20 protein-coding genes are annotated in these 16,865 nt (G+C 72.7%); 7 read left to right on the top strand and 13 right to left on the bottom strand.

Features of this window, described 5'->3' with window-relative positions:
* Positions 1-25 precede the first annotated feature (25 nt).
* From E1300_RS06915 to E1300_RS06900, 4 genes are all read left to right on the top strand, one after another.
* Entirely contained in the window at positions 26-271 is a 246-nt protein-coding gene (locus tag E1300_RS06915; RefSeq protein WP_131756036.1) for a DUF2630 family protein, read from the top strand.
* Complete coding sequence (locus E1300_RS06910; RefSeq protein WP_242618986.1) at positions 268-1,176, top strand: LLM class flavin-dependent oxidoreductase; 909 nt, start codon at positions 268-270, stop codon at positions 1,174-1,176. The genes E1300_RS06915 and E1300_RS06910 overlap by 4 nt, the downstream gene beginning before the upstream one ends.
* A gap of 182 nt (positions 1,177-1,358) precedes the next feature.
* Positions 1,359-1,814 (top strand): peptidase inhibitor family I36 protein, encoded by a 456-nt coding sequence (locus E1300_RS06905; RefSeq protein WP_131756035.1) that lies wholly within the window; start codon positions 1,359-1,361, stop codon positions 1,812-1,814.
* Between the two features lie 512 nt (positions 1,815-2,326).
* Positions 2,327-2,698: a hypothetical protein gene (locus E1300_RS06900; RefSeq protein ID WP_131756034.1), complete on the top strand. Its 372-nt coding sequence runs from the start codon at positions 2,327-2,329 to the stop codon at positions 2,696-2,698.
* A gap of 11 nt (positions 2,699-2,709) precedes the next feature.
* Here E1300_RS06900 and argS read toward each other — a convergent pair whose 3' ends face one another.
* The 6 genes from argS to E1300_RS06870 form a co-directional block, all read right to left on the bottom strand.
* On the bottom strand, positions 2,710-4,455 hold the full coding sequence (gene argS / locus E1300_RS06895) for an arginine--tRNA ligase (protein ID WP_131756033.1): 1,746 nt from the start codon (positions 4,453-4,455) through the stop codon (positions 2,710-2,712).
* A gap of 89 nt (positions 4,456-4,544) precedes the next feature.
* Positions 4,545-5,693 (bottom strand): phosphate acyltransferase PlsX, encoded by a 1,149-nt coding sequence (gene plsX, locus E1300_RS06890; protein ID WP_242618990.1) that lies wholly within the window; start codon positions 5,691-5,693, stop codon positions 4,545-4,547.
* A gap of 291 nt (positions 5,694-5,984) precedes the next feature.
* Entirely contained in the window at positions 5,985-6,395 is a 411-nt protein-coding gene (locus E1300_RS06885) for a hypothetical protein (RefSeq protein ID WP_131756031.1), read from the bottom strand.
* Between the two features lie 80 nt (positions 6,396-6,475).
* Positions 6,476-6,832, bottom strand: a complete 357-nt coding sequence (locus E1300_RS06880; RefSeq protein WP_131756030.1) for a hypothetical protein — start codon at positions 6,830-6,832, stop codon at positions 6,476-6,478.
* Positions 6,829-7,773, bottom strand: coding sequence for an alpha/beta fold hydrolase (locus E1300_RS06875; RefSeq protein WP_131756029.1), 945 nt, complete (start codon positions 7,771-7,773; stop codon positions 6,829-6,831). Before E1300_RS06875 ends, E1300_RS06880 begins: the two co-directional genes overlap by 4 nt.
* Positions 7,770-8,498 carry a DUF998 domain-containing protein gene (locus E1300_RS06870; protein WP_242618985.1) on the bottom strand — a complete coding sequence of 243 codons (729 nt, stop codon included), beginning with the start codon at positions 8,496-8,498 and terminating at the stop codon, positions 7,770-7,772. Before E1300_RS06870 ends, E1300_RS06875 begins: the two co-directional genes overlap by 4 nt.
* Before the next feature lie 383 nt (positions 8,499-8,881).
* Here E1300_RS06870 and E1300_RS06865 point away from each other — a divergent pair, with 383 nt between their 5' ends.
* Positions 8,882-10,198, top strand: a complete 1,317-nt coding sequence (locus E1300_RS06865) for a KamA family radical SAM protein (RefSeq protein ID WP_131756028.1) — start codon at positions 8,882-8,884, stop codon at positions 10,196-10,198.
* A gap of 62 nt (positions 10,199-10,260) precedes the next feature.
* Here E1300_RS06865 and E1300_RS06860 read toward each other — a convergent pair whose 3' ends face one another.
* Positions 10,261-10,854 (bottom strand): DUF5919 domain-containing protein, encoded by a 594-nt coding sequence (locus E1300_RS06860; protein ID WP_242618984.1) that lies wholly within the window; start codon positions 10,852-10,854, stop codon positions 10,261-10,263.
* Positions 10,855-11,202: 348 nt separating this feature from the next.
* Here E1300_RS06860 and E1300_RS06855 point away from each other — a divergent pair, with 348 nt between their 5' ends.
* Positions 11,203-11,640 carry an ATP-binding protein gene (locus tag E1300_RS06855; protein WP_131756026.1) on the top strand — a complete coding sequence of 146 codons (438 nt, stop codon included), beginning with the start codon at positions 11,203-11,205 and terminating at the stop codon, positions 11,638-11,640.
* Here E1300_RS06855 and E1300_RS06850 read toward each other — a convergent pair.
* Both E1300_RS06850 and E1300_RS06845 read right to left on the bottom strand, forming a co-directional pair.
* A complete protein-coding gene (locus tag E1300_RS06850) occupies positions 11,630-11,914 on the bottom strand; it encodes a hypothetical protein (protein WP_131756025.1) in 285 nt (94 codons plus the stop codon). The genes E1300_RS06855 and E1300_RS06850 overlap by 11 nt on opposite strands.
* A complete protein-coding gene (locus tag E1300_RS06845; RefSeq protein WP_131756024.1) occupies positions 11,901-12,506 on the bottom strand; it encodes an MFS transporter in 606 nt (201 codons plus the stop codon). The genes E1300_RS06850 and E1300_RS06845 overlap by 14 nt, the downstream gene beginning before the upstream one ends.
* 107 nt (positions 12,507-12,613) lie before the next feature.
* Here E1300_RS06845 and E1300_RS06840 point away from each other — a divergent pair, with 107 nt between their 5' ends.
* The gene (locus E1300_RS06840) at positions 12,614-13,291 is read left to right on the top strand and encodes an ArsR/SmtB family transcription factor (RefSeq protein WP_131756023.1); all 678 of its coding nucleotides are present in this window, start codon (positions 12,614-12,616) and stop codon (positions 13,289-13,291) included.
* Positions 13,292-13,341: 50 nt separating this feature from the next.
* Here the strand turns inward: E1300_RS06840 and E1300_RS06835 are convergent, their stop codons facing one another.
* From E1300_RS06835 to E1300_RS06820, 4 genes are all read right to left on the bottom strand, one after another.
* On the bottom strand, positions 13,342-13,863 hold the full coding sequence (locus E1300_RS06835) for a YbhB/YbcL family Raf kinase inhibitor-like protein (RefSeq protein WP_131756022.1): 522 nt from the start codon (positions 13,861-13,863) through the stop codon (positions 13,342-13,344).
* Between the two features lie 73 nt (positions 13,864-13,936).
* Entirely contained in the window at positions 13,937-14,830 is an 894-nt protein-coding gene (locus E1300_RS06830; protein ID WP_207399526.1) for a carbohydrate ABC transporter permease, read from the bottom strand.
* The gene (locus E1300_RS06825; RefSeq protein WP_207399525.1) at positions 14,827-15,762 is read right to left on the bottom strand and encodes a carbohydrate ABC transporter permease; all 936 of its coding nucleotides are present in this window, start codon (positions 15,760-15,762) and stop codon (positions 14,827-14,829) included. The genes E1300_RS06830 and E1300_RS06825 overlap by 4 nt, the downstream gene beginning before the upstream one ends.
* Entirely contained in the window at positions 15,759-16,826 is a 1,068-nt protein-coding gene (locus E1300_RS06820; protein ID WP_242618983.1) for an ABC transporter ATP-binding protein, read from the bottom strand. Before E1300_RS06820 ends, E1300_RS06825 begins: the two co-directional genes overlap by 4 nt.
* Between the last annotated feature and the right edge of the window lie 39 nt (positions 16,827-16,865).

The following is a 16,865-nucleotide window of genomic DNA, read 5'->3' as shown; positions in this document are numbered from 1 at the left end:
CGAGAGCCCACGGACTGAGGGAACCATGGACGAGAAGGAGATCCTGGCGCGCATCGACGAGTACGTCGGCGAGGAGCAGCGGCTGCGGGAGCTCCACCGGCGCGACGAGCTCGGGCGGGAGGAGGAGCGCCGGCGGCTGGAGCGGCTGGAGGTGGCACTCGACCAGTGCTGGGACCTGCTGCGCCGCCGCCGGGCCCGCCAGGAGGCGGGGCTCGACCCGGAGGGCGCGCGGCCGCGTCCGCCGGACGAGGTCGAAGGCTACCTGCAGTGACCGCGATCCGGTACCGGCGGCAGCTGCGCTTCGGCCTGTCCCTCGCCCCGGACGCGGCCGCGCCGCTGGTCAGGATCGCGCAGGACGCGGACCGGTACGGGCTCGACTACCTCGGCATCCGCGACCACCCGTACCAGCGGGGCACCGCGGACACGCCGACGCTGATGGCGACCGTGCTGGCCGCCACCACGCGGATCCGGGTGCTGCCCGCGGTGGCGTGCCTGCCGCTGCGGCCGCCCGCGGTCCTCGCGAAGGCGATCGCGACGATGGACCGCTCCAGCGGCGGCCGCGTCGCGCTCGGGCTCGGCGCGGGCACGTCCTGGGACGGCATCGAGACCTACGGCGGGGTGCGGCTCGCGCCCGGCGGCGCCCGGCGGGCCCTGGAGGAGGCGGTGCAGGTCATCCGGCTGCACTGGAGCGACCAGCACGGGCTGCGGTTCCAGGGCGAGCACTACCGGACGGCCGCGTCGCAGGCCGGCCCGGCGCCCGCGGGCCAGATCCCGATCTGGCTGGGCGTCACGGGGCCGGAGAGCCTGCGCGTCGCCGCCCGCGTCGCGGACGGGTGGATCGCGCCGTCGTCGCGCGTCCCGCCGAAGCGGCTGGCGGAGGGGCAGCGGCGGATCGACGAGGCGGCGGCGTCGGCGGGCCGGAACCCGTTCGACATCCGGCGGGTGTACGTCCTGGAGGGCTCGATCGACGGCCGCGGGTCGCGGGGCTTCCTGCACGGCCCGCCGCGCCAGTGGATCTACGAGCTGACCGAGCTCGCGGTCGGCCACGGCGTCGACGCGTTTCTGTTCGGCGGGCACCCCGACCAGCTCCCCGCGTTCGCGCTGGAGGTCGTCCCGGCGGTCCGCGAGCAGGTCGCCCGCGAGCGCGCCGTGACCGCCGTCAAGCACCGTTCCTGACCCGGCGGCCGACCGCCCCGCGGCCGCCTTTCAGTGATCATCAACTGTTTGCGGACTTTCGCAGTTCCGGCCCCGCCCGGGCGCGGCGTTCGATCATTTCTCACGAAGATTCCCGGCCATGGCGCATGCCATTGTTCTGCGTGCCAGTTCCCTTCCACTGTCACCAGAAAGGGCCGGTAGCCATGTCCAGTCATTCCAGGAACGGCCGATGGGCGCGCAGGTCGGTCGCCATGGTGTTCGGCGCGGGGGCCGCCATGGCGCTCGCCGTGCCGGTCTCGGCGGAGGCCGCCGGAGGCTCCGCGACGGCCGCGCTCCCGGCCGTCTACGCCAACCAGGACGGCGTCTGTACCGGCGGTGAGTACTGCATGTACCAGAACATCGCCGGCACGCAGAGCTTCTCCGACTTCTCCGTGGACGACCCCAACCTGGCCAACAACGTCTACACCTCGCCGGGGATCGGGCAGGGCACGGTGGTCGCGAACACCGCCAAGTTCGGCTGGAACCACGACGCGGCCCGCACCGTCGTCATCTGCACGAGCCCCAACTACACCGGCAGCTGCGCCGGCACCTTCCCCAACAGCGGCGGCGCCTACAGCGTCACCTACCGCGGCAACGTCGAGTCGCTCTACTGGAGCTGATCATCAACGGGACGGTCGGGCGCCTGGCCGTGGTGCTCGCGCTGCTCGGGACCTCCGCCGCGGGGTGTTCCGGCCAGTCCGCCCGGCCGGGCCCCCGTGCGAGCGCGCCATCCCAGCCGAACCGGCCGGACGCCGCAGCCGCGGCGCCGAGGCTTCCGCTGGACGACTACCTCCTCTCGCCCCCTGAGACGAGTCTCGTCACCGAGGCTTACCGGCAGGCGCTGCGGCAATGCATGCGCGGATTCGGATTCGTTTTCCCGCCGCCGAGCAAGCCGACCGAAACGCCATTGAGAAGCTGGAACGAGCGCCGTTACGGCATCACCGACCTGGATCAGGCGAGGAGCAGCGGATATCGCGTGCCCTCTTTCGGGAAAGGCGCCCCGCAGGCCGTTCCCACGCCGGAACAGCAGGTCGTCCTGACAGGAAGCCGGGAAACCGCGTCCGATGGGCGGCGAATTCCGACAGGTGGTTGCGCGGGACAGGCGGACAGGACGCTGAACGGCGACGGCCCGGTGCGCGCGGACCAGAGCCTGGCCCAGTCGCTGTCGCGGGAGAGCTTCGAGGAGTCCCGGAAGGACGCCCGGGTGCGCACCGCCTTCGCCCGGTGGTCGCGGTGCATGCGCCGCGAAGGCTTCAGGTACGCGGGCCCGCTCGATCCGCCGGACGACCCCCGCTTCCGGGGCGCTCCGTCCGGCGCGGAGCGGGCCGTGGCGGTCGCCGACGTCCGGTGCAAGGCCGCCACCCGGCTGGTCGGCGTCTGGTCCGCGGTGGAGGCGGCCCGCCAGCGGGAGCTGATCCGCGCTCATCTCCGCGACCTGACCAAGATCGCGGAGATGAACGAGTACCGCCTGGCGAGAGCACGGGACCTGCGCGGCGCCCCCTGACCCCCCGGGTGCTACATGCGCTCGGGGATGGGCACTCCGAGCAGGTCGAGGCCGGTGACGAGCGTGCGGAGCGTCGCCGCCGACAGCGCCAGCCGGGACGCCCTCGTCTCCTCGTCCGGGGCCTTCAGGACGGGGCAGTTCTCGAAGAACGCCGTGAACGCCTGGGCCAGCTCGAACAGGTAGCCGGCGAGCCGGTGCGGCTCGCACGTCTCGCCCGCCTGCGCGACGACGGCGCCGAAGTCGAGCAGCTTCAGCGCGAGCGCCCGCTCCGCCTCGTGGCCGATGGCGATCGGGCCGGTCGCCGTGCCGGGGTCGATCCCGCCCCTGCGGAAGATCGACCGGATCCGGACGGTGGCGTACTGGAGGTACGGGCCGGTCTTGCCGTGGAACGAGGTCATCCGGTCGAGGTCGAAGACGTACTCGCTGTCGAGCGCGACCGACAGGTCGGCGTACTTGATCGCCCCGACGCCGACGGCCTCGACGATCGCGGCGCGGGTCGCCTTGTCGAACTCCTCGTCGTGCTGCATCTCGTCGAACGCGGCGCCGGCCCGCTCGACGGCGTCGTCCACGAGCCCGGCGAGCCGCGGCGTGTCGCCGGCCCGGGTCTTGAGGATCTTGCCGTCGGTGCCCAGCACGTTGCCGATCTTGGCGTGCTCGGCCCGGACGCCGTCGCCGAGCCAGCCCGCCATCCGGGCGACGGCGAACACCATCTCGAAGTGCAGGGACTGCGGCGCGCCGACCACGTAGACCATCCGGTCGACGTGCTCGGTGTCGACCCGGTACCGGATGGTCGCGAGGTCGGTCGTCGAGTAGTTGTAGCCGCCGTCGCTCTTCCGGATGATCACCGGGAGGGGGTCGCCCTCCCGGCCGGTGAACCCGGGCGGGAACGCGCACAGCGCGCCGTCGCTGACGACCGCGATGCCCTTGTCCACCAGCTCCTGGACGGTCGGGGCCAGCAGGTCGTTGTAGAAGCTCTCGCCCTTGATGTCGTCGTCGGTGAGCGTGACGCCGAGCCGCTCGTACACCGAGTTGAAGTACCGCTTGGACACGTCCACGAGGACCTGCCAGAGCCGCAGCGTCTCGGGGTCGCCCGCCTGGAGCGCGACGACCCGCCGCCGCGCCCGGTCGGCGAACTCCGGGTCGCCGTCGAACTTGCTCCGCGCGGCCCGGTAGAAGGCGGTCAGGTCACTGACCGAGGAGTCGCCGCGGGCGGCGGCGTCCTCGCCGATGTCGAGCAGGTGCTCGATCAGCATGCCGAAGGGGGTGCCCCAGTCCCCGACGTGGTTGTCGCGGACCACCTCGTGGCCGAGGAACGCGAGGATCCGGGCGATGGCGTCGCCGACGATCGTGGTCCGCAGGTGCCCGACGTGCATCTCCTTGGCCACGTTGGGCGAGGAGTACTCGACGACGATCTTCTGCGGCTTCTCGACGGCGGGGACGGCGAGCCGCTCGTCCTCCAGCGTCCGCTGCGCCTCGGCGGCGATCCACGCGTCGCTCAGCGTCAGGTTGATGAAGCCGGGCCCGCTGACCTGGACGTCCGACACCAGGTTCGCGACGTCGAGGTGCGCGACGATCTCGTCCGCCACGTCTCGCGGCTTGCGGCCCAGCTTCTTGGCCAGCGGCAGTGCCACGTTGGCCTGAAGGTCGGCGAACTGCGACGGCCGGATGACCGGGTCGGCGTCCGCGTACGACGGTCCGAAGGCGGCGGCGAGCGCGGCCTGGACCCGGGCGGCGAGTACGTGTTGCGGATCGGGCATGCCTCAAGGTTATCGGCGCCGGGGCGGTCTCCTCGCAACCCGTTTTCCCCATCGGAGCGGCGAGCGGTACCGCCGGTGGCGTGGAGCGTTCAGCCGGACGCGGGCGGTTCGGCGCCCTTGACCTGGGGCCGGGGCTCGGTCCGCTCCGTTCCGGCGCCCTCCCGCGCGGCCGGGGCGGGGGCCGGGACCGTGGCCGCTGCGGGCTGGTCGCCCTCCTGCCGGTCGCCGCCGTCGCGCTCGCCGTGCGTCCAGCGGCCGAACCGGGACGTGCGGGTCGCGGCGACCTGGTCGCGGATCCGCTCGACGATGCGGCCCGCGGCGAGCCGGTGCGCGAGGTCGCAGGCCGCGGTGATCGCGCGGGCCCGGGCGGCGCCGTGCGCGATCACGACCGTCCCGTTCAGGCCGAGCAGGACGCCGCCGCCGTAGGTGTCGGGGTCGAGGCGGGCGCGGAGCTCCTGGAGGCGGCGGCGTTGCAGCAGCGCGCCCATCCGGGCGGGCGGGCTGGACGTCATCGCGGTCCGGATCTCGGAGAACGCCGTCCGGATCGTGCCCTCCATCGTCTTGAGCGCGACGTTGCCGGTGAACCCGTCGGTCACGATGACCTCGACGTCGCCGCGCAGGAGGTCGTGCCCCTCCACGTTCCCCGCGAACTCGATGCCGTGGGTGCCGCCCGCGAGCAGCTCGTGGGCGCGCTTGGTCAGCTTGTTGCCCTTGCCCGGCTCGGCGCCGATGGTGAGCAGCCCGACCCGGGGGCGCTCCACCTCCAGCAGGATCTGCGCGTACGCGGTGCCGAGCGCGGCGAACTGCACGAGCCCCTCGGGCTTGATGTCGGCGGTGGCGCCCGCGTCCAGCAGGACCGTCGGGCGCGGACGGGTCGGCAGCGTCACGGCGATCGCGGGCCGCATCACGCCCTGCTGGCCCTTCAGCCGCAGCCGGGACGTGGCCACGACCCCGGCCGTGCTGCCCGCCGACACGAGCGCGGAAGCCCGCCCCTGCTTGATCAGGTGGCAGGCGATCGCGATGGACGAGCGGGGCTTGCGCCAGCTCGCGAGCGCGCCCTCGCCCATGTCGAGCGCCTCCTCGGCGTGCACGATCGGGATCTGCCCCATGACGCCGTGCCGCTCCAGCTCGCGGCGGATCCGCGGCGCCTGCCCCACGAGGACGAGCCGGACGCCGTGCCGGCGGACCGCCTCCACCGCCCCCTCGATGATCTCGGCGGGGGCGTGGTCGCCGCCCATCGTGTCGACGGCGATGGGCAGCGGCCGGATCACCGCCGGGCGGGCCGTCCCGGGCCGGACCACCGGCGGACGGAGGGTCACCGGGCGGGCCGTCGCCGGGCGGGCCGTCGCCGGGCGCGACGGCTCGCCTTTGCCGGTCATGGGGGCTCCAAGGAGGGTGGGAAGGATGCTCGCGCCGCAGGAAACGCAGCTCATCGCATCGTAGGACGTTCCTTCACCTGCCTTGACTGCGCCCGGAGGAGGGTGGCGCTCGTCACCCTCCGGGCGGCGCCCCCCGAACGGCCGCCACGGCTATCCGTCGCCCTTCCGGCAGTCGCCGCCCAGGCACGGCGCGTTCTCCACGATCGGATGGCCGCCGACGAGGATCGTGTAGAAGCTCCGGTCCGTCTCCAGCTCGGCGGTGCCGATCACCTGGACGTCCCGCTTGTCGGTGGTCATGCCGGTGCAGGACGCGCGCATCTTCAGCTTCGTCCAGCCGGGCAGGTCCTCGCAGTCCAGCGGGGACTGGAGGGTCAGCCCGCGGGAGCTCAGCTCCGCCGCGGCGCGCACCGGCAGCGCCGCCCGCAGCGCCGCCTGGCTCCGGTACCGCAGGCCGTCGTCGCCCGACAGGACCAGGTAGGCGATGGCGCCGCCGGCCGCCAGGGCGAGGACGAGGAACGCGGCGGAACCGATGGTCAGTGCTCTCCTGCGATTGATCTCCACACCGGGTACGTCACCGGGCGTGTCGGCTCGCATGCGGGACGCGGCGAGGCCTTTCCCGATTCATGCGGACTCGTGACGCGTCAGTGGCAGCCCAGGCCGAGGCAGTTCTGGCGGAGCACCTCCTGCCCGCCGACGGTCACCTCGTACAGCTCCCGGGGATGGTCGGTGTCGGCCTCCTCCGCGACGCCCGTCACGACGACCGGCTGGCCTTCGCGCGTGGTGGCCGTGCACTCCACATGGACGGACGCGGAGCCGGAGTCGCGGGTCTTGCAGGAGGGTCGCTTCTCCAGCCGGATGTTCCGCTCGTCCAGCTCCTTGACGACGCCGTCCGTCACGGCGTTGTTGTACGACCCGTCCGAGATCCTCTGCATGACCTTGCAGCCGGAGACGGACAGGACGAGGAGCCCGGCCAGCAGGACGGCGGGCAGCCGCCTCACGCCGTTCCCTCGCGGACGCCGTTCCGCCCGGCGGGGTGGCCGAGGACGGTCGCGACCGCGTCCGCGACGGCGTCGGGGCGGTCGAGCTGCACCATGTGCAGGGAGTCGGGCAGCTCGACCTGGGAGCCGTGCGGGCTGATCGCGGCGAGCCGCGCGTGGTCCGCCGCCCATTCCCGGGCCTTGCCGGGGTCCTCGACGTCGCCGAGCGCGGTGATCACCACGAGCGGGACGGGCGGGAACGGGCGCCGCTCGCGGAGCCGCGCGAGGTCGACGGCCATCTCCCGGTAGGCGAGGTCCTCGGCGAGGACGGTGCCGAGGACGGTCCCGCGCCCGTAGACCGACCGGACGACGGCGGGCGGCACCGGCTCCTCCCGCCTGCTCGTCCGCTTGAGGACGATCCTCCGGCCGGCGGGGCCGACGCACCGCGCCAGCCGGGTCGCGCCGAGGAGCGCTCCCAGGGCCGTCGCGGCGGGCGTCACCGCCGCCGCGTACCGGACGCGCGCGTGCGGGTCGCGCTCGTAGCTCGGATCCACGAGGACCAGGCCGTGGACGAGTTCGGGGCGCAGCCGCGCGAGGGCCTCGGCGTGGAACGCGGCCATCGAGTGCGCGACGACGGTCACCGGCCGCCCGGCCCGCTCGGCGAGTCCGGCGAGCACGTCCGCGTCGCGGCGCAGCGTCGGCGCGGCGTGCGCGGCCGGGCTCAGCCCGAGGCCGGGACGGTCGAAGGCGATCACCCGGGCGCGGTCGCGCAGCAGGTCCGCGACGGGCCGCCAGTCGAACCAGGCCCCGCCGAGCCCGGAGCTCAGCAGCACCGGGGATCCGTCGGCGGGCCCTTCTTCGACGACGTGCACCTGCTCGCGTCCGACGTTGACGATCTCACCGGCGGGGGCGGTGCCGGCGGGGGCGGCGTGCTCGGGCCCGCCGGTCTCGGGTTCGGTCATAGGGGGGTCTTCTCTCGTACGGGCGGGAGGCCGGGGCCGGTGCGCCCCGCGTTTCTCCGGTCGGCGTACAGCGCCCAGGCGATGGTGAGCAGGCCGAGGCAGAGGATGCCGATCTGGATCCGCTGGATGATGCCGAGCCAGCGGCCGAGGTACATCGCCAGCAGCGTGCCGAGCGCGAACACCGACTCGGCGAGGGCGAGCGGCCAGCCCCAGCGGGCGAGCGCGGGCCACCACCCGTAGCGGCGGGCCGCCATCGACAGCGTGAACAGCGCCACCACACCGCAGACGATCACGGCGCTGCTGGTCACCGAGTGGAACTCGTGGGAGAACGACACCTGCTCCGACCGCTCCCGGAGCGCGCACCACGTCTCCAGGCTGGGCGCGCAGTCCAGCGGGAACGTGGCGTCGCCGATCGCGCACACCCCGAACAGGCCGAGGAACGTCCACCCGGCGGTCGCGAGAGGGCGGCGCCGCAACCTGCGCAGCGTCCCGGCCGCGACGATGATCGACAGGACTCCGGTGATCAGGTCGCCGCCGCTGTAGACGTTGTGGAACGGCTGGTCGACCGCCGACAGCTCGCTCACGTACCCGTTGACGACGTCGAGGTCGGGGCTGAGCAGGTGCTCCAGGAAGAACGTCGCGTAGGAGACCGCCGCGACGGCGGCCAGGACGACCACCCATGCCGGTACGACGCCCGGTCCGGCGTCCACCCTGTCAAGGTCCACTCAGGCCCCCTCACCACGCCTGGCCCTGCCCGCCCCCCAGCAAGTATCGACGAACATCGTGTCAGTCGATGACGCGGGGCGCGTTTTCCGGGAGATCCGCGGGACGGGAGGCGCCGGGCGCGTCCCGACCGGAAACCCGACCCGTCCCGACGGAGAAGTTGACGTGACGTAGTCGTTGTACAAGCGCCGGACCGTCCACGATGATGTCGGGGCGATTCGCCTGGATCGGGCTTGACCAGCTTCTTCGCCGAAGGGAAGGGGTATCAATTCGGCATGGACCCATCCGAAACTGTTCAATGGGGGTGGCCTGCGGCTTTCTGATCACGGTCCGTGACGAAGTGCCGGGGTGCGTCTTCCCCGCTGACTCCAAGGAGTACCAACACGTGACACTGGTGAACGACGCGGCGCCCGCAGTGCGATCCACTGGTCGCAAGTTCCGCGCCTTCACGGCGAAGCACCTCGACGAGCTCACCGCTCGCGCCGGACTGTCGCCCGAACAGCAGCTCGCCACCCGCGCGGTGGCCACGGTCCTGCCGTTCCGGACCAACGCGTACGTGGTCGACGAGCTCATCGACTGGTCGGCGGCCCCCGACGACCCGATCTACCGCCTCGTCTTCCCGCAGCCGGACATGCTCCCCGCGCGGGACGTCGCGCACCTGTCCGACCTCCTGCGGCGCGAGGCCCCCAAGGCGGAGGTCGAGGCCGCCGCGCACGCGGTGCGGATGAGGCTGAACCCGCACCCCGCCGGGCAGCTGGAGCTGAACGTTCCGAGCTTCGGCGATGGCAAGATCCCTGGTATGCAGCACAAGTACGACGAGACCGTGCTGTACTTCCCCAAACAGGGGCAGACATGCCACGCCTACTGCACGTACTGCTTCCGCTGGGCCCAGTTCGTCGGCGAGGCCGACCTCAAGATGGCGGGCGACGACGTCACCGCGCTGCGCGACTACCTGGTCTCCCACCCCGAGGTGACCAGCGTCCTGTTCACCGGCGGCGACGCGATGATCATGGGTGAGCCGGTGCTGCGCCGCTACATCGAGCCGCTGCTGGACCTGGAGCAGCTGGAGTCCATCCGCATCGGGACGAAGTCGCTCGCGTACTGGCCGCAGAAGTTCGTCACCGACCCCGACGCCGACGCCATGCTCCGGCTCTTCGAGCAGGTCGTCGAGTCCGGCAAGAACCTCGCCTTCATGGCCCACTTCAGCCATCCGCGCGAGCTCGAACCGCTCATGGTCACCGAGGCCTGCCGGCGCATCCGCGACACCGGGGCCGTCATCCGGACCCAGGCCCCGCTGATCCGGACGATCAACGACGACCCCGCCGCCTGGGAGAGCATGTGGCGGACGCAGACCCGCATGGGCCTCGTCCCCTACTACATGTTCGTCGAGCGCGACACGGGACCGCAGGACTACTTCGCCGTGCCCCTCGGCCGCGCGTACGAGATCTTCCGGGACGCCTACAAGAACGTCTCCGGCCTCTCCCGCACCGTCCGGGGCCCGTCCATGTCCGCCACGCCCGGCAAGGTCTGCGTGGACGGCGTCGTCGACCTCCTCGGCGAGAAGGTGTTCGCCCTGCACTTCATCCAGTGCCGGGACGCCGAGCTCGTGGGCAGGCCGTTCTTCGCCAAGTACGACCCGGACGCGGTCTGGCTGGACGATCTGAAGCCCGCCTTCGCGGACCGCTTCCCCTTCGAGAAGTAGCCGCGCGCCCTGGGCCGGGTTGCGGCATCGTGGCGCCACGGTGATGCCGCAACCCGCTGGGATCAGTCCGCCGGCCGTCCGGTGGCGTGCAGCGCCGGGATCGGCCGGCCCGTCTCCCACAGCCGGGTCACGTGGTACTCGAAGCGGTCGAACAGCCCGTCCGGCTGGCAGCGCCGGACGTGGAACATCGGCGAGTCGTGCCCGACCAGGTGCGCGAGATGCGGCGTGACCAGCATCTCGTCGTCGAACACGAACACGCTCATGGCGATGTGGTCGTCCCCGTACCGCGCCTCGACGGCGGGGACGTCCGCCAGCTTCGCCAGCTCGTCCAGCGTGATCTTGATGCGGGTGCCGACGGTGAGCGGCACGTCCTCCAGCTCCTCGCGGCGCCGCGTGACCTCGCTGGTCGGGTCGCCGACGAGGAACCGCACCCGGCAGCCCGCCTCGGCCTTGCGCCGCAGCGCGCCCCGCAGGTTGGGGATCTCCAGCCACAGGAAGTAGTTGGTATAGCCGGCGAACGTCAGATCCTTCTCGGCGTCCGCGATGAGGCGGCGCCACACCGACTTCGGGCAGGCGGACCGGTACGGGTACACCGCGACGACCTCGCGGTCGACCCCCGTCTTCACGTTCTTGCGGATGGAGTCTGGCCACAGCACGGTCTCATCAACCCCCAGGACCTCGGACGCGGCCCACCGATGTCGGGGATGGGGCATACGGCCCTCGTCGCTCACCCACCGGACGACGGTCTTCACGTCCACTTGACACGCTTTTGCGAGTTCCTGCTCTGTCAGTCTCGCACCGGTCATGGCCTGCCGAAGCGCGTCATTGGCCACTGTGCCCCCTCGGGTCCCGGACAGATGAAGTGTTTACTCAACGTAGCCAATGAACGTCCCAGACGTCCTTGAAAACCGGTGAAGACGTCACGCAGGGTCACGCATCCTTAGGGGTGCGGTCGGCTGGACGGCGGTGAGCGCGGGACCAATGCGAACGGAGTGGGCACCGACGTGACGAACCCGGATGATCTGGAGATCTCATGTCTCGCCGCGCGCTCGGCGTCGGGCCAGGCGCGCATGATGATCGACTTTCGGCTCAGGCACTGGCGGATGCTCCATGTCGCCCACGACGTCCACCTGATCGTCGGCGAGCTGATCGCGAACGCGGTGCGGAGCACGCCCGACGGCGAGATCCGGATCCGGGTCGTCCGCGAGCCCGATTCGATCCTGCTGTGGGTCTGGGACGGCTCCGACGAGATGCCCGTCGCCCGTCCCGTCGCCGAGCTCACCCTGGACGACATCGTCCCGGACCCGCACGCCCTCGATCCCGGGCACGACGACGGGACGGGCGGCTGGGGCCTGCCGATCGTCCAGGCCCTCTCGTCCGAGTGCGGCGTGCACCCGACCGAACCGCACGGCAAGTGGGTCTGGGCCCGCGTCAAGTCCTGAGGTGGCGGCCCAGAGCCAGGCAGGATGCCACGGCCGCCCCGCCGCAGAGCGCGACGGCAGGCCCGGCCCCCGCGAACCCGGCGAGAGCACCGCCCGCCGCGATGCCGGCCGCCTGGCCCGTCATGACCCCGGCCCCGAGCATCAACCCCGCCGTCCCGGGCCGCCCGAGCCCCGCCGCGTACGGCACGAGCGCGCCCTCGGCCCCCACCGACAGGGAGATCGGCAACCACCCGGCCAGCAGCAGCCCGCGGACACGGCGGTCACCGAGAAGCATCCGGTTGACCCGCCAGGACTCCCGAGCCACCCGCCGCGGCCAGCCAGAGGGCACCGGACGGGGCGACGGCCGCCAGCAGCAGGCCGCCCGCCGCCTGGCCCGCGATCTGCGCGCCCGCGGCGGTCATGAGGAACAGCGAGCGGCCGAGCACGAGCCCGTCCCCGGGCAGCAGCGCCGCGAGCCGCGCCTGCACGGCCGCCGCCCCCACCGGCGCGGCCAGGCCCAGCGCGGCGACCAGCGCGATCGCCGCCGGGACGGGCGTCCCGTCCAGCGCCAGCACGGCCGTGACCACGAGGCGCAGCAGGTGCGTCCCGGCCAAGAGCCGCCGCGCCGGGACGCGGTCCGCGAGCGCCAGCAGCAGCGCGCCGCCCAGCACGTACGGGAGCAAGCCCGCGCCGAACGCCAGTGCCGACGCGAGCGCGGAGCCCGTCCGCTCGAAGACCTGGACCGACAGGGCGAGCATGCGGACCGCGTCGCCCCCGACCTGGAGCGCCTGGAGAGCGAACAGGACCCGGAACTCGGGCAGGGCGAAGGCGTCGCGGTAGCGAACCCGCGGACGCGGGCCGGGCCGTGAGGAGGAGGCGGCGGTCATGGCGGCGACCCTCCAGCGCGCCGCGCATCCGCGACTAATGTTTCGTCCAGGAACGAAACCGTTCGTGCGGGGAGCGTGCAGCCGCGGGTCCCGGGGTGGGGAGGCGGATGTACCGGATCGAGACCGGGCCGCGGGATCTGGCGGCCAGTCGCTTCGGGGTGGCGCCGCTGCTGGAGACGCTCACCGCGCTGGGACTGGTGGCGGGCCGCGCGCCCGCCGGGCCGCTGCGGCCGTGGGTGGAGCGGGCCCGTCCCGCGTACCGGGACATCGCGGACGACCCGGCCGTCCGGGCGCTGGCCTTCCTGCGGCGGCGCCACGCGTACATGGCCGACTTCATCCAGCCGCCGCCCGCCCGCCCGAACCTGACGGTCGCCGAGCAACTGGAGACGGTGCGGGCCACGCCGCTCGCCCAGGCGCGCGAGGAGATCGCCCGGAACCTGGAGGGGCTTCCCGAGCCCGCCCCGGCGGTCCGGGAGGTGCTCGGCGCCCCGGACGTCGCCGGCCGCCTCGCCGATGGGCTGGAGACCGCGTGGCGGGCGCTGCTGAAGCCGGACGGGGACGCTCTCGCGCGGCTGCTCGGCCGCACCAGAGCGGACCTGCTCAGGACGCTCGCCGAGCCCGCCACCACGTCCTGGCTGTGCGCGCGGCTGCGGCTCAGCCTCGGCGGGGTCGGCGACCACCTCGCGGTGCTGCGGGCGGCCGGGCTCGTCACGCGCGAGCGCAGCGGACGGTCGGTCCTCTATCGCCGCACGGCGGCCGGGGACGTGCTCGTCGGCGCGAGCTGACGCGCCGAGGCCGCTCCAGCGCGGTGCGGAGCGGCCTCGGAGGCGGCGTCTCAGGTGCCGTACTCGGGGACGATCGTCGCGCGGGCCAGGGTGTGGGCGGTGATGTTGAAGCCCACGACGGCGGGGGACGCGTCGGAGTCGACGCCGAGCGTCTCGACGTCCAGCGCGTGGACGGTGAACACGTAGCGGTGCGGGTCGCCGGGGGGCGGGGCCGCGCCGCCGAACGCCTTCGTCCCGTAGTCGTTGCGGGCGTGGATGCCGAGCTTCGAGTCGGGGCCGCCCGCGCCGCGGGGCAGCTCGGTCACCTCGGCGGGGATGTCGAACAGGCTCCAGTGCCAGAACCCGCTGCCGGTGGGCGCGTCGGGGTCGTAGCAGGTCACCGCGAAGCTCTTGGTCTCGGCGGGGAACCCGGACCAGCGCAGGTGCGGGGACTCGTTCCCGCCGCTGAAGCCCCAGTCGTCGAACACGTGCCTGTCGGCCAGGCGCTCGCCTTCGGCGATGTCGTCGCTGGTGACGGTGAACGACGGGACCTGCGGCAGGTGCTCGTGCGGGAGCGGCGGCTTGCCGGCCATGGCGACCTCCTCGTCTCGGGGATCAGCTGTCGCCCCCATCTCTATCAGGCCCTCCGGCTCCCGGGAGCGGGGGTCAGGTCTTGACGGCCCCCATCGTGAAGCCGGTGACGAACCGGTCGAGGAACAGGTTGAACACGAACGCGATCGGCACCGCGGTGAGCACGGTGGCGGCCTGGAGCGACTGCCAGAAGAACACGTCGCCGCGGACGAGCTGGGTCGGCACGCCGGTGCTGACGACCATCTCGGGGCTCGCCGACACGAACGCCAGCGCGTACACGAACTCGCTGGCCGTGAGCGTGAAGCTGAACACGACGACGGCGACGACGCCGGGGAACAGGAGCGGCAGGACGGCCCGCAGGAACGCGCCGATCCGGCTGTAGCCGTCCACCATGGCCTGCTCCTCCACGTCCTTCGGGACGGCCTTGAGGAAGCCGATGAGCAGCCAGACCGACACCGGGACGGTGATCGTCGGGTAGACGACGACCATGGACCAGAGGGAGTCCTCCAGGCCGAGGGTGACGACGACGCGGGTCAGCGACAGGAACAGCAGCGACGGCGGCACCAGGTACACCATGAAAATCGCGATGCCCATCGGGGTGCCCCACGGGCGGTCGAGCCGCGCGAGCGAGTAGGCGGCGGGCAGCGCGAGCAGCAGCGTGACCGCCACGACCAGCGCGCCGACGAGCAGCGTGTTGCCCACGAACGTCAGGAACGGCGTGTCGGTGAACAGGAACGTCACATGGTCCGGGGTCGCGGGCTCGTTGAACGCGAACGGGTTGCTCTGCGGGTTGTAGAGGTCGCGGTTCTGCTTGAACGCGCTGACGAGGCTCCACAGGAACGGGAGCGCGCACACCAGCGCCGCCAGGACGGCCGCGCCGTACACGCCGCAGCGGGCCGCCAGGTGCCGCAGCGCGTAGCGGCGGCGCAGGGCGTCCATGTCGCCGCCCGTCCGCACCGGAGTGGTCATCCGGCCTCCAGGCGGCGGACGGCCCGCAGGATCGCGATCGCGCCGGCGAGCAGCAGGGGGAACAGGAACAGCGCGATCGCGGCGCCCTGCCCGACGTCGCCGCCCTCGATGCCGCGGAAGTAGGCCCACGAGGCGAGGACGTCCGTGGCGTGCGTCGGGCCGCCGCGGGTGAGGACGTAGGACACCGTCATGTCGGTGAACGTCATGATCGCGCCGAACAGGGCGGCGACCGCGATCACCGGCAGGGTCAGCGGGATCGTCACCTCGACCATGCGGCGCCAGAACCCGGCGCCGTCGATGCGGGCCGCCTCGTCGATGTCGCGGGGGATCGCCACCAGCCCGGCCATCACGATCACCGCGGCGAGCGGGGTGAGCCGCCACGCCTGCACGGCGACCACCGACGCCATCGCCGTGCCCGGGCGGCCCAGCCACACCACGTTCCCGTCGATGAGGCCGAGGTGGCGGAGCACCCAGTCGACCGGCGAGTAGATCGAGTCGAGGAACCACAGCCACGAGATCGTGGACAGCGCCACCGGCGTCGTCCACGGCAGCAGCACCAGGAACCGGACGAACCACTTGCCGTGGAAGTCGGCGACCAGGATGTTGGCGAGGATCTTCCCGAACACGACGATCAGCACCATGCTCGCCAGCGTGAACACGAGCGTGTTGCGGAGCGCCCGCCAGAACACGCCGTCGTCGAACACGGCCCTGAAGTTGTCGAACCCGACGAAGTCGAAGGACGGGTCGCCGGTCGTCACGTCCGAGAACGCGAACGCGATCGCCAGCAGGAACGGCACGCCCACCAGCGCGACGATGTAGACCACCGACGGCAGCAGCATCGCCCAGGCCAGGAAGCCCTCGCGGTCGGCGAGCCGCGCCTTCCCCCGGACGTCCGGAGCGGCCGTCGCGGCCTCGGTCCGCGTGCTCGTCACCGCGCACCGCCGATCGGGCCGCCGTCCACCGGCACCGCCGGCGCCCGCGTCCCCTCCTCGGCGTCGAAGAACCGGAGCCGGTGCGGCTCCACGGCGAACCGGTGCTCCTCCCCGGCCACCAGGGGCGTCGTCACCGTGGCGGGCAGCCGCGCGATCACGCGGGTCTCCTCGCCGATCCCCGACACCGTCCCGTACACGTGCCGGTCGCCGGACAGGTACTCCATCCGCTCGACCCGCAGCGGCATCGCCACCCGCTCGCCGGACGGGACGACCTCCTCCGGCAGCAGGTGCTCCGGGCGGAACCCCACGAGCAGATCGTCCCGGCGGACGAGGTTCATCGGCGGCGACCCGATGAACGTGGCGACGAACGTGTCCGCCGGGTCGTCGTAGACCTCCTGCGGCGTCCCGACCTGCCGGACCCGGCCGCGCTCCAGCACCGCGATCCGGTCGCCGAGCCCCATCGCCTCGGCCTGGTCATGCGTCACGTAGATCGTCGTGGTGCCGACGCGCTCCTGGAACCGCTTCAGCTCGTCCCGGGCGGTCGCGCGCATCTTCGCGTCGAGGTTGGACAGCGGCTCGTCCAGCAGGAACACCGCCGGCTCGCGGACCAGCGCCCGCGCCAGCGCGACCCGCTGCCGCTCGCCGCCCGAGAGCTGGCGCGGCTTGCGCCCCATGAGCGGCCCGATGTCCAGCAGGTCCGCGGCCCAGGCCGCCTTGCGCTCCCGCTCGTCCCGCGCCATCCGCTCGGCGCGCAGCGGGAAGACGATGTTGTCCCTGACCGTCTTGTGCGGGTAGAGGGCGTACGACTGGAACACCATCGCGACCTGCCGGACCCGCGGCGGCAGCCCGTTCACGACGTGCCCGCCGATCAGCACCTCGCCCTCCGTGGGCTGCTCCAGCCCCGCGATCGTCCGCAGCAGCGTCGTCTTGCCGCACCCGGACGGCCCGAGCAGCACCAGGTACTCGCCGGGCTCGGCGGCGAGGTCGACCCCGTCCAGCGCCCGCACGCGGTCCCCCCGCCCCCGCCGCCGCGCCCGCACGTGCCCGTCAAACGTCTTGACCAACCCCTGAACCTGAACTGTATGCATTGCCTCGCCTCCGCT

Origin of the sequence: Actinomadura fibrosa (assembly GCF_900659615.1) — a bacterium.
GTDB lineage: Bacteria > Actinomycetota > Actinomycetes > Streptosporangiales > Streptosporangiaceae > Spirillospora > Spirillospora fibrosa.
The sequence above is the reverse complement of the archived record's forward strand: the minus strand, read 5'-3'. Positions and strand labels throughout refer to the sequence as shown.

What these genes read in the sequence shown, in the direction of transcription:
- E1300_RS06915 (WP_131756036.1), top strand. Translation starts at nt 26, where the DNA reads ATGGACGAGAAGGAGATCCTGGCGCGCATCGACGAGTACGTCGGCGAG.
- E1300_RS06905 (WP_131756035.1), top strand. Translation starts at nt 1,359, where the DNA reads ATGTCCAGTCATTCCAGGAACGGCCGATGGGCGCGCAGGTCGGTCGCC.
- argS (WP_131756033.1), bottom strand. Translation starts at nt 4,455, where the DNA reads ATGCCCGATCCGCAACACGTACTCGCCGCCCGGGTCCAGGCCGCGCTC.
- plsX (WP_242618990.1), bottom strand. Translation starts at nt 5,693, where the DNA reads ATGGGCGGCGACCACGCCCCCGCCGAGATCATCGAGGGGGCGGTGGAG.
- E1300_RS06875 (WP_131756029.1), bottom strand. Translation starts at nt 7,773, where the DNA reads ATGACCGAACCCGAGACCGGCGGGCCCGAGCACGCCGCCCCCGCCGGC.
- E1300_RS06850 (WP_131756025.1), bottom strand. Translation starts at nt 11,914, where the DNA reads ATGCTTCTCGGTGACCGCCGTGTCCGCGGGCTGCTGCTGGCCGGGTGG.
- E1300_RS06845 (WP_131756024.1), bottom strand. Translation starts at nt 12,506, where the DNA reads ATGACCGCCGCCTCCTCCTCACGGCCCGGCCCGCGTCCGCGGGTTCGC.
- E1300_RS06840 (WP_131756023.1), top strand. Translation starts at nt 12,614, where the DNA reads ATGTACCGGATCGAGACCGGGCCGCGGGATCTGGCGGCCAGTCGCTTC.
- E1300_RS06835 (WP_131756022.1), bottom strand. Translation starts at nt 13,863, where the DNA reads ATGGCCGGCAAGCCGCCGCTCCCGCACGAGCACCTGCCGCAGGTCCCG.
- E1300_RS06830 (WP_207399526.1), bottom strand. Translation starts at nt 14,830, where the DNA reads ATGACCACTCCGGTGCGGACGGGCGGCGACATGGACGCCCTGCGCCGC.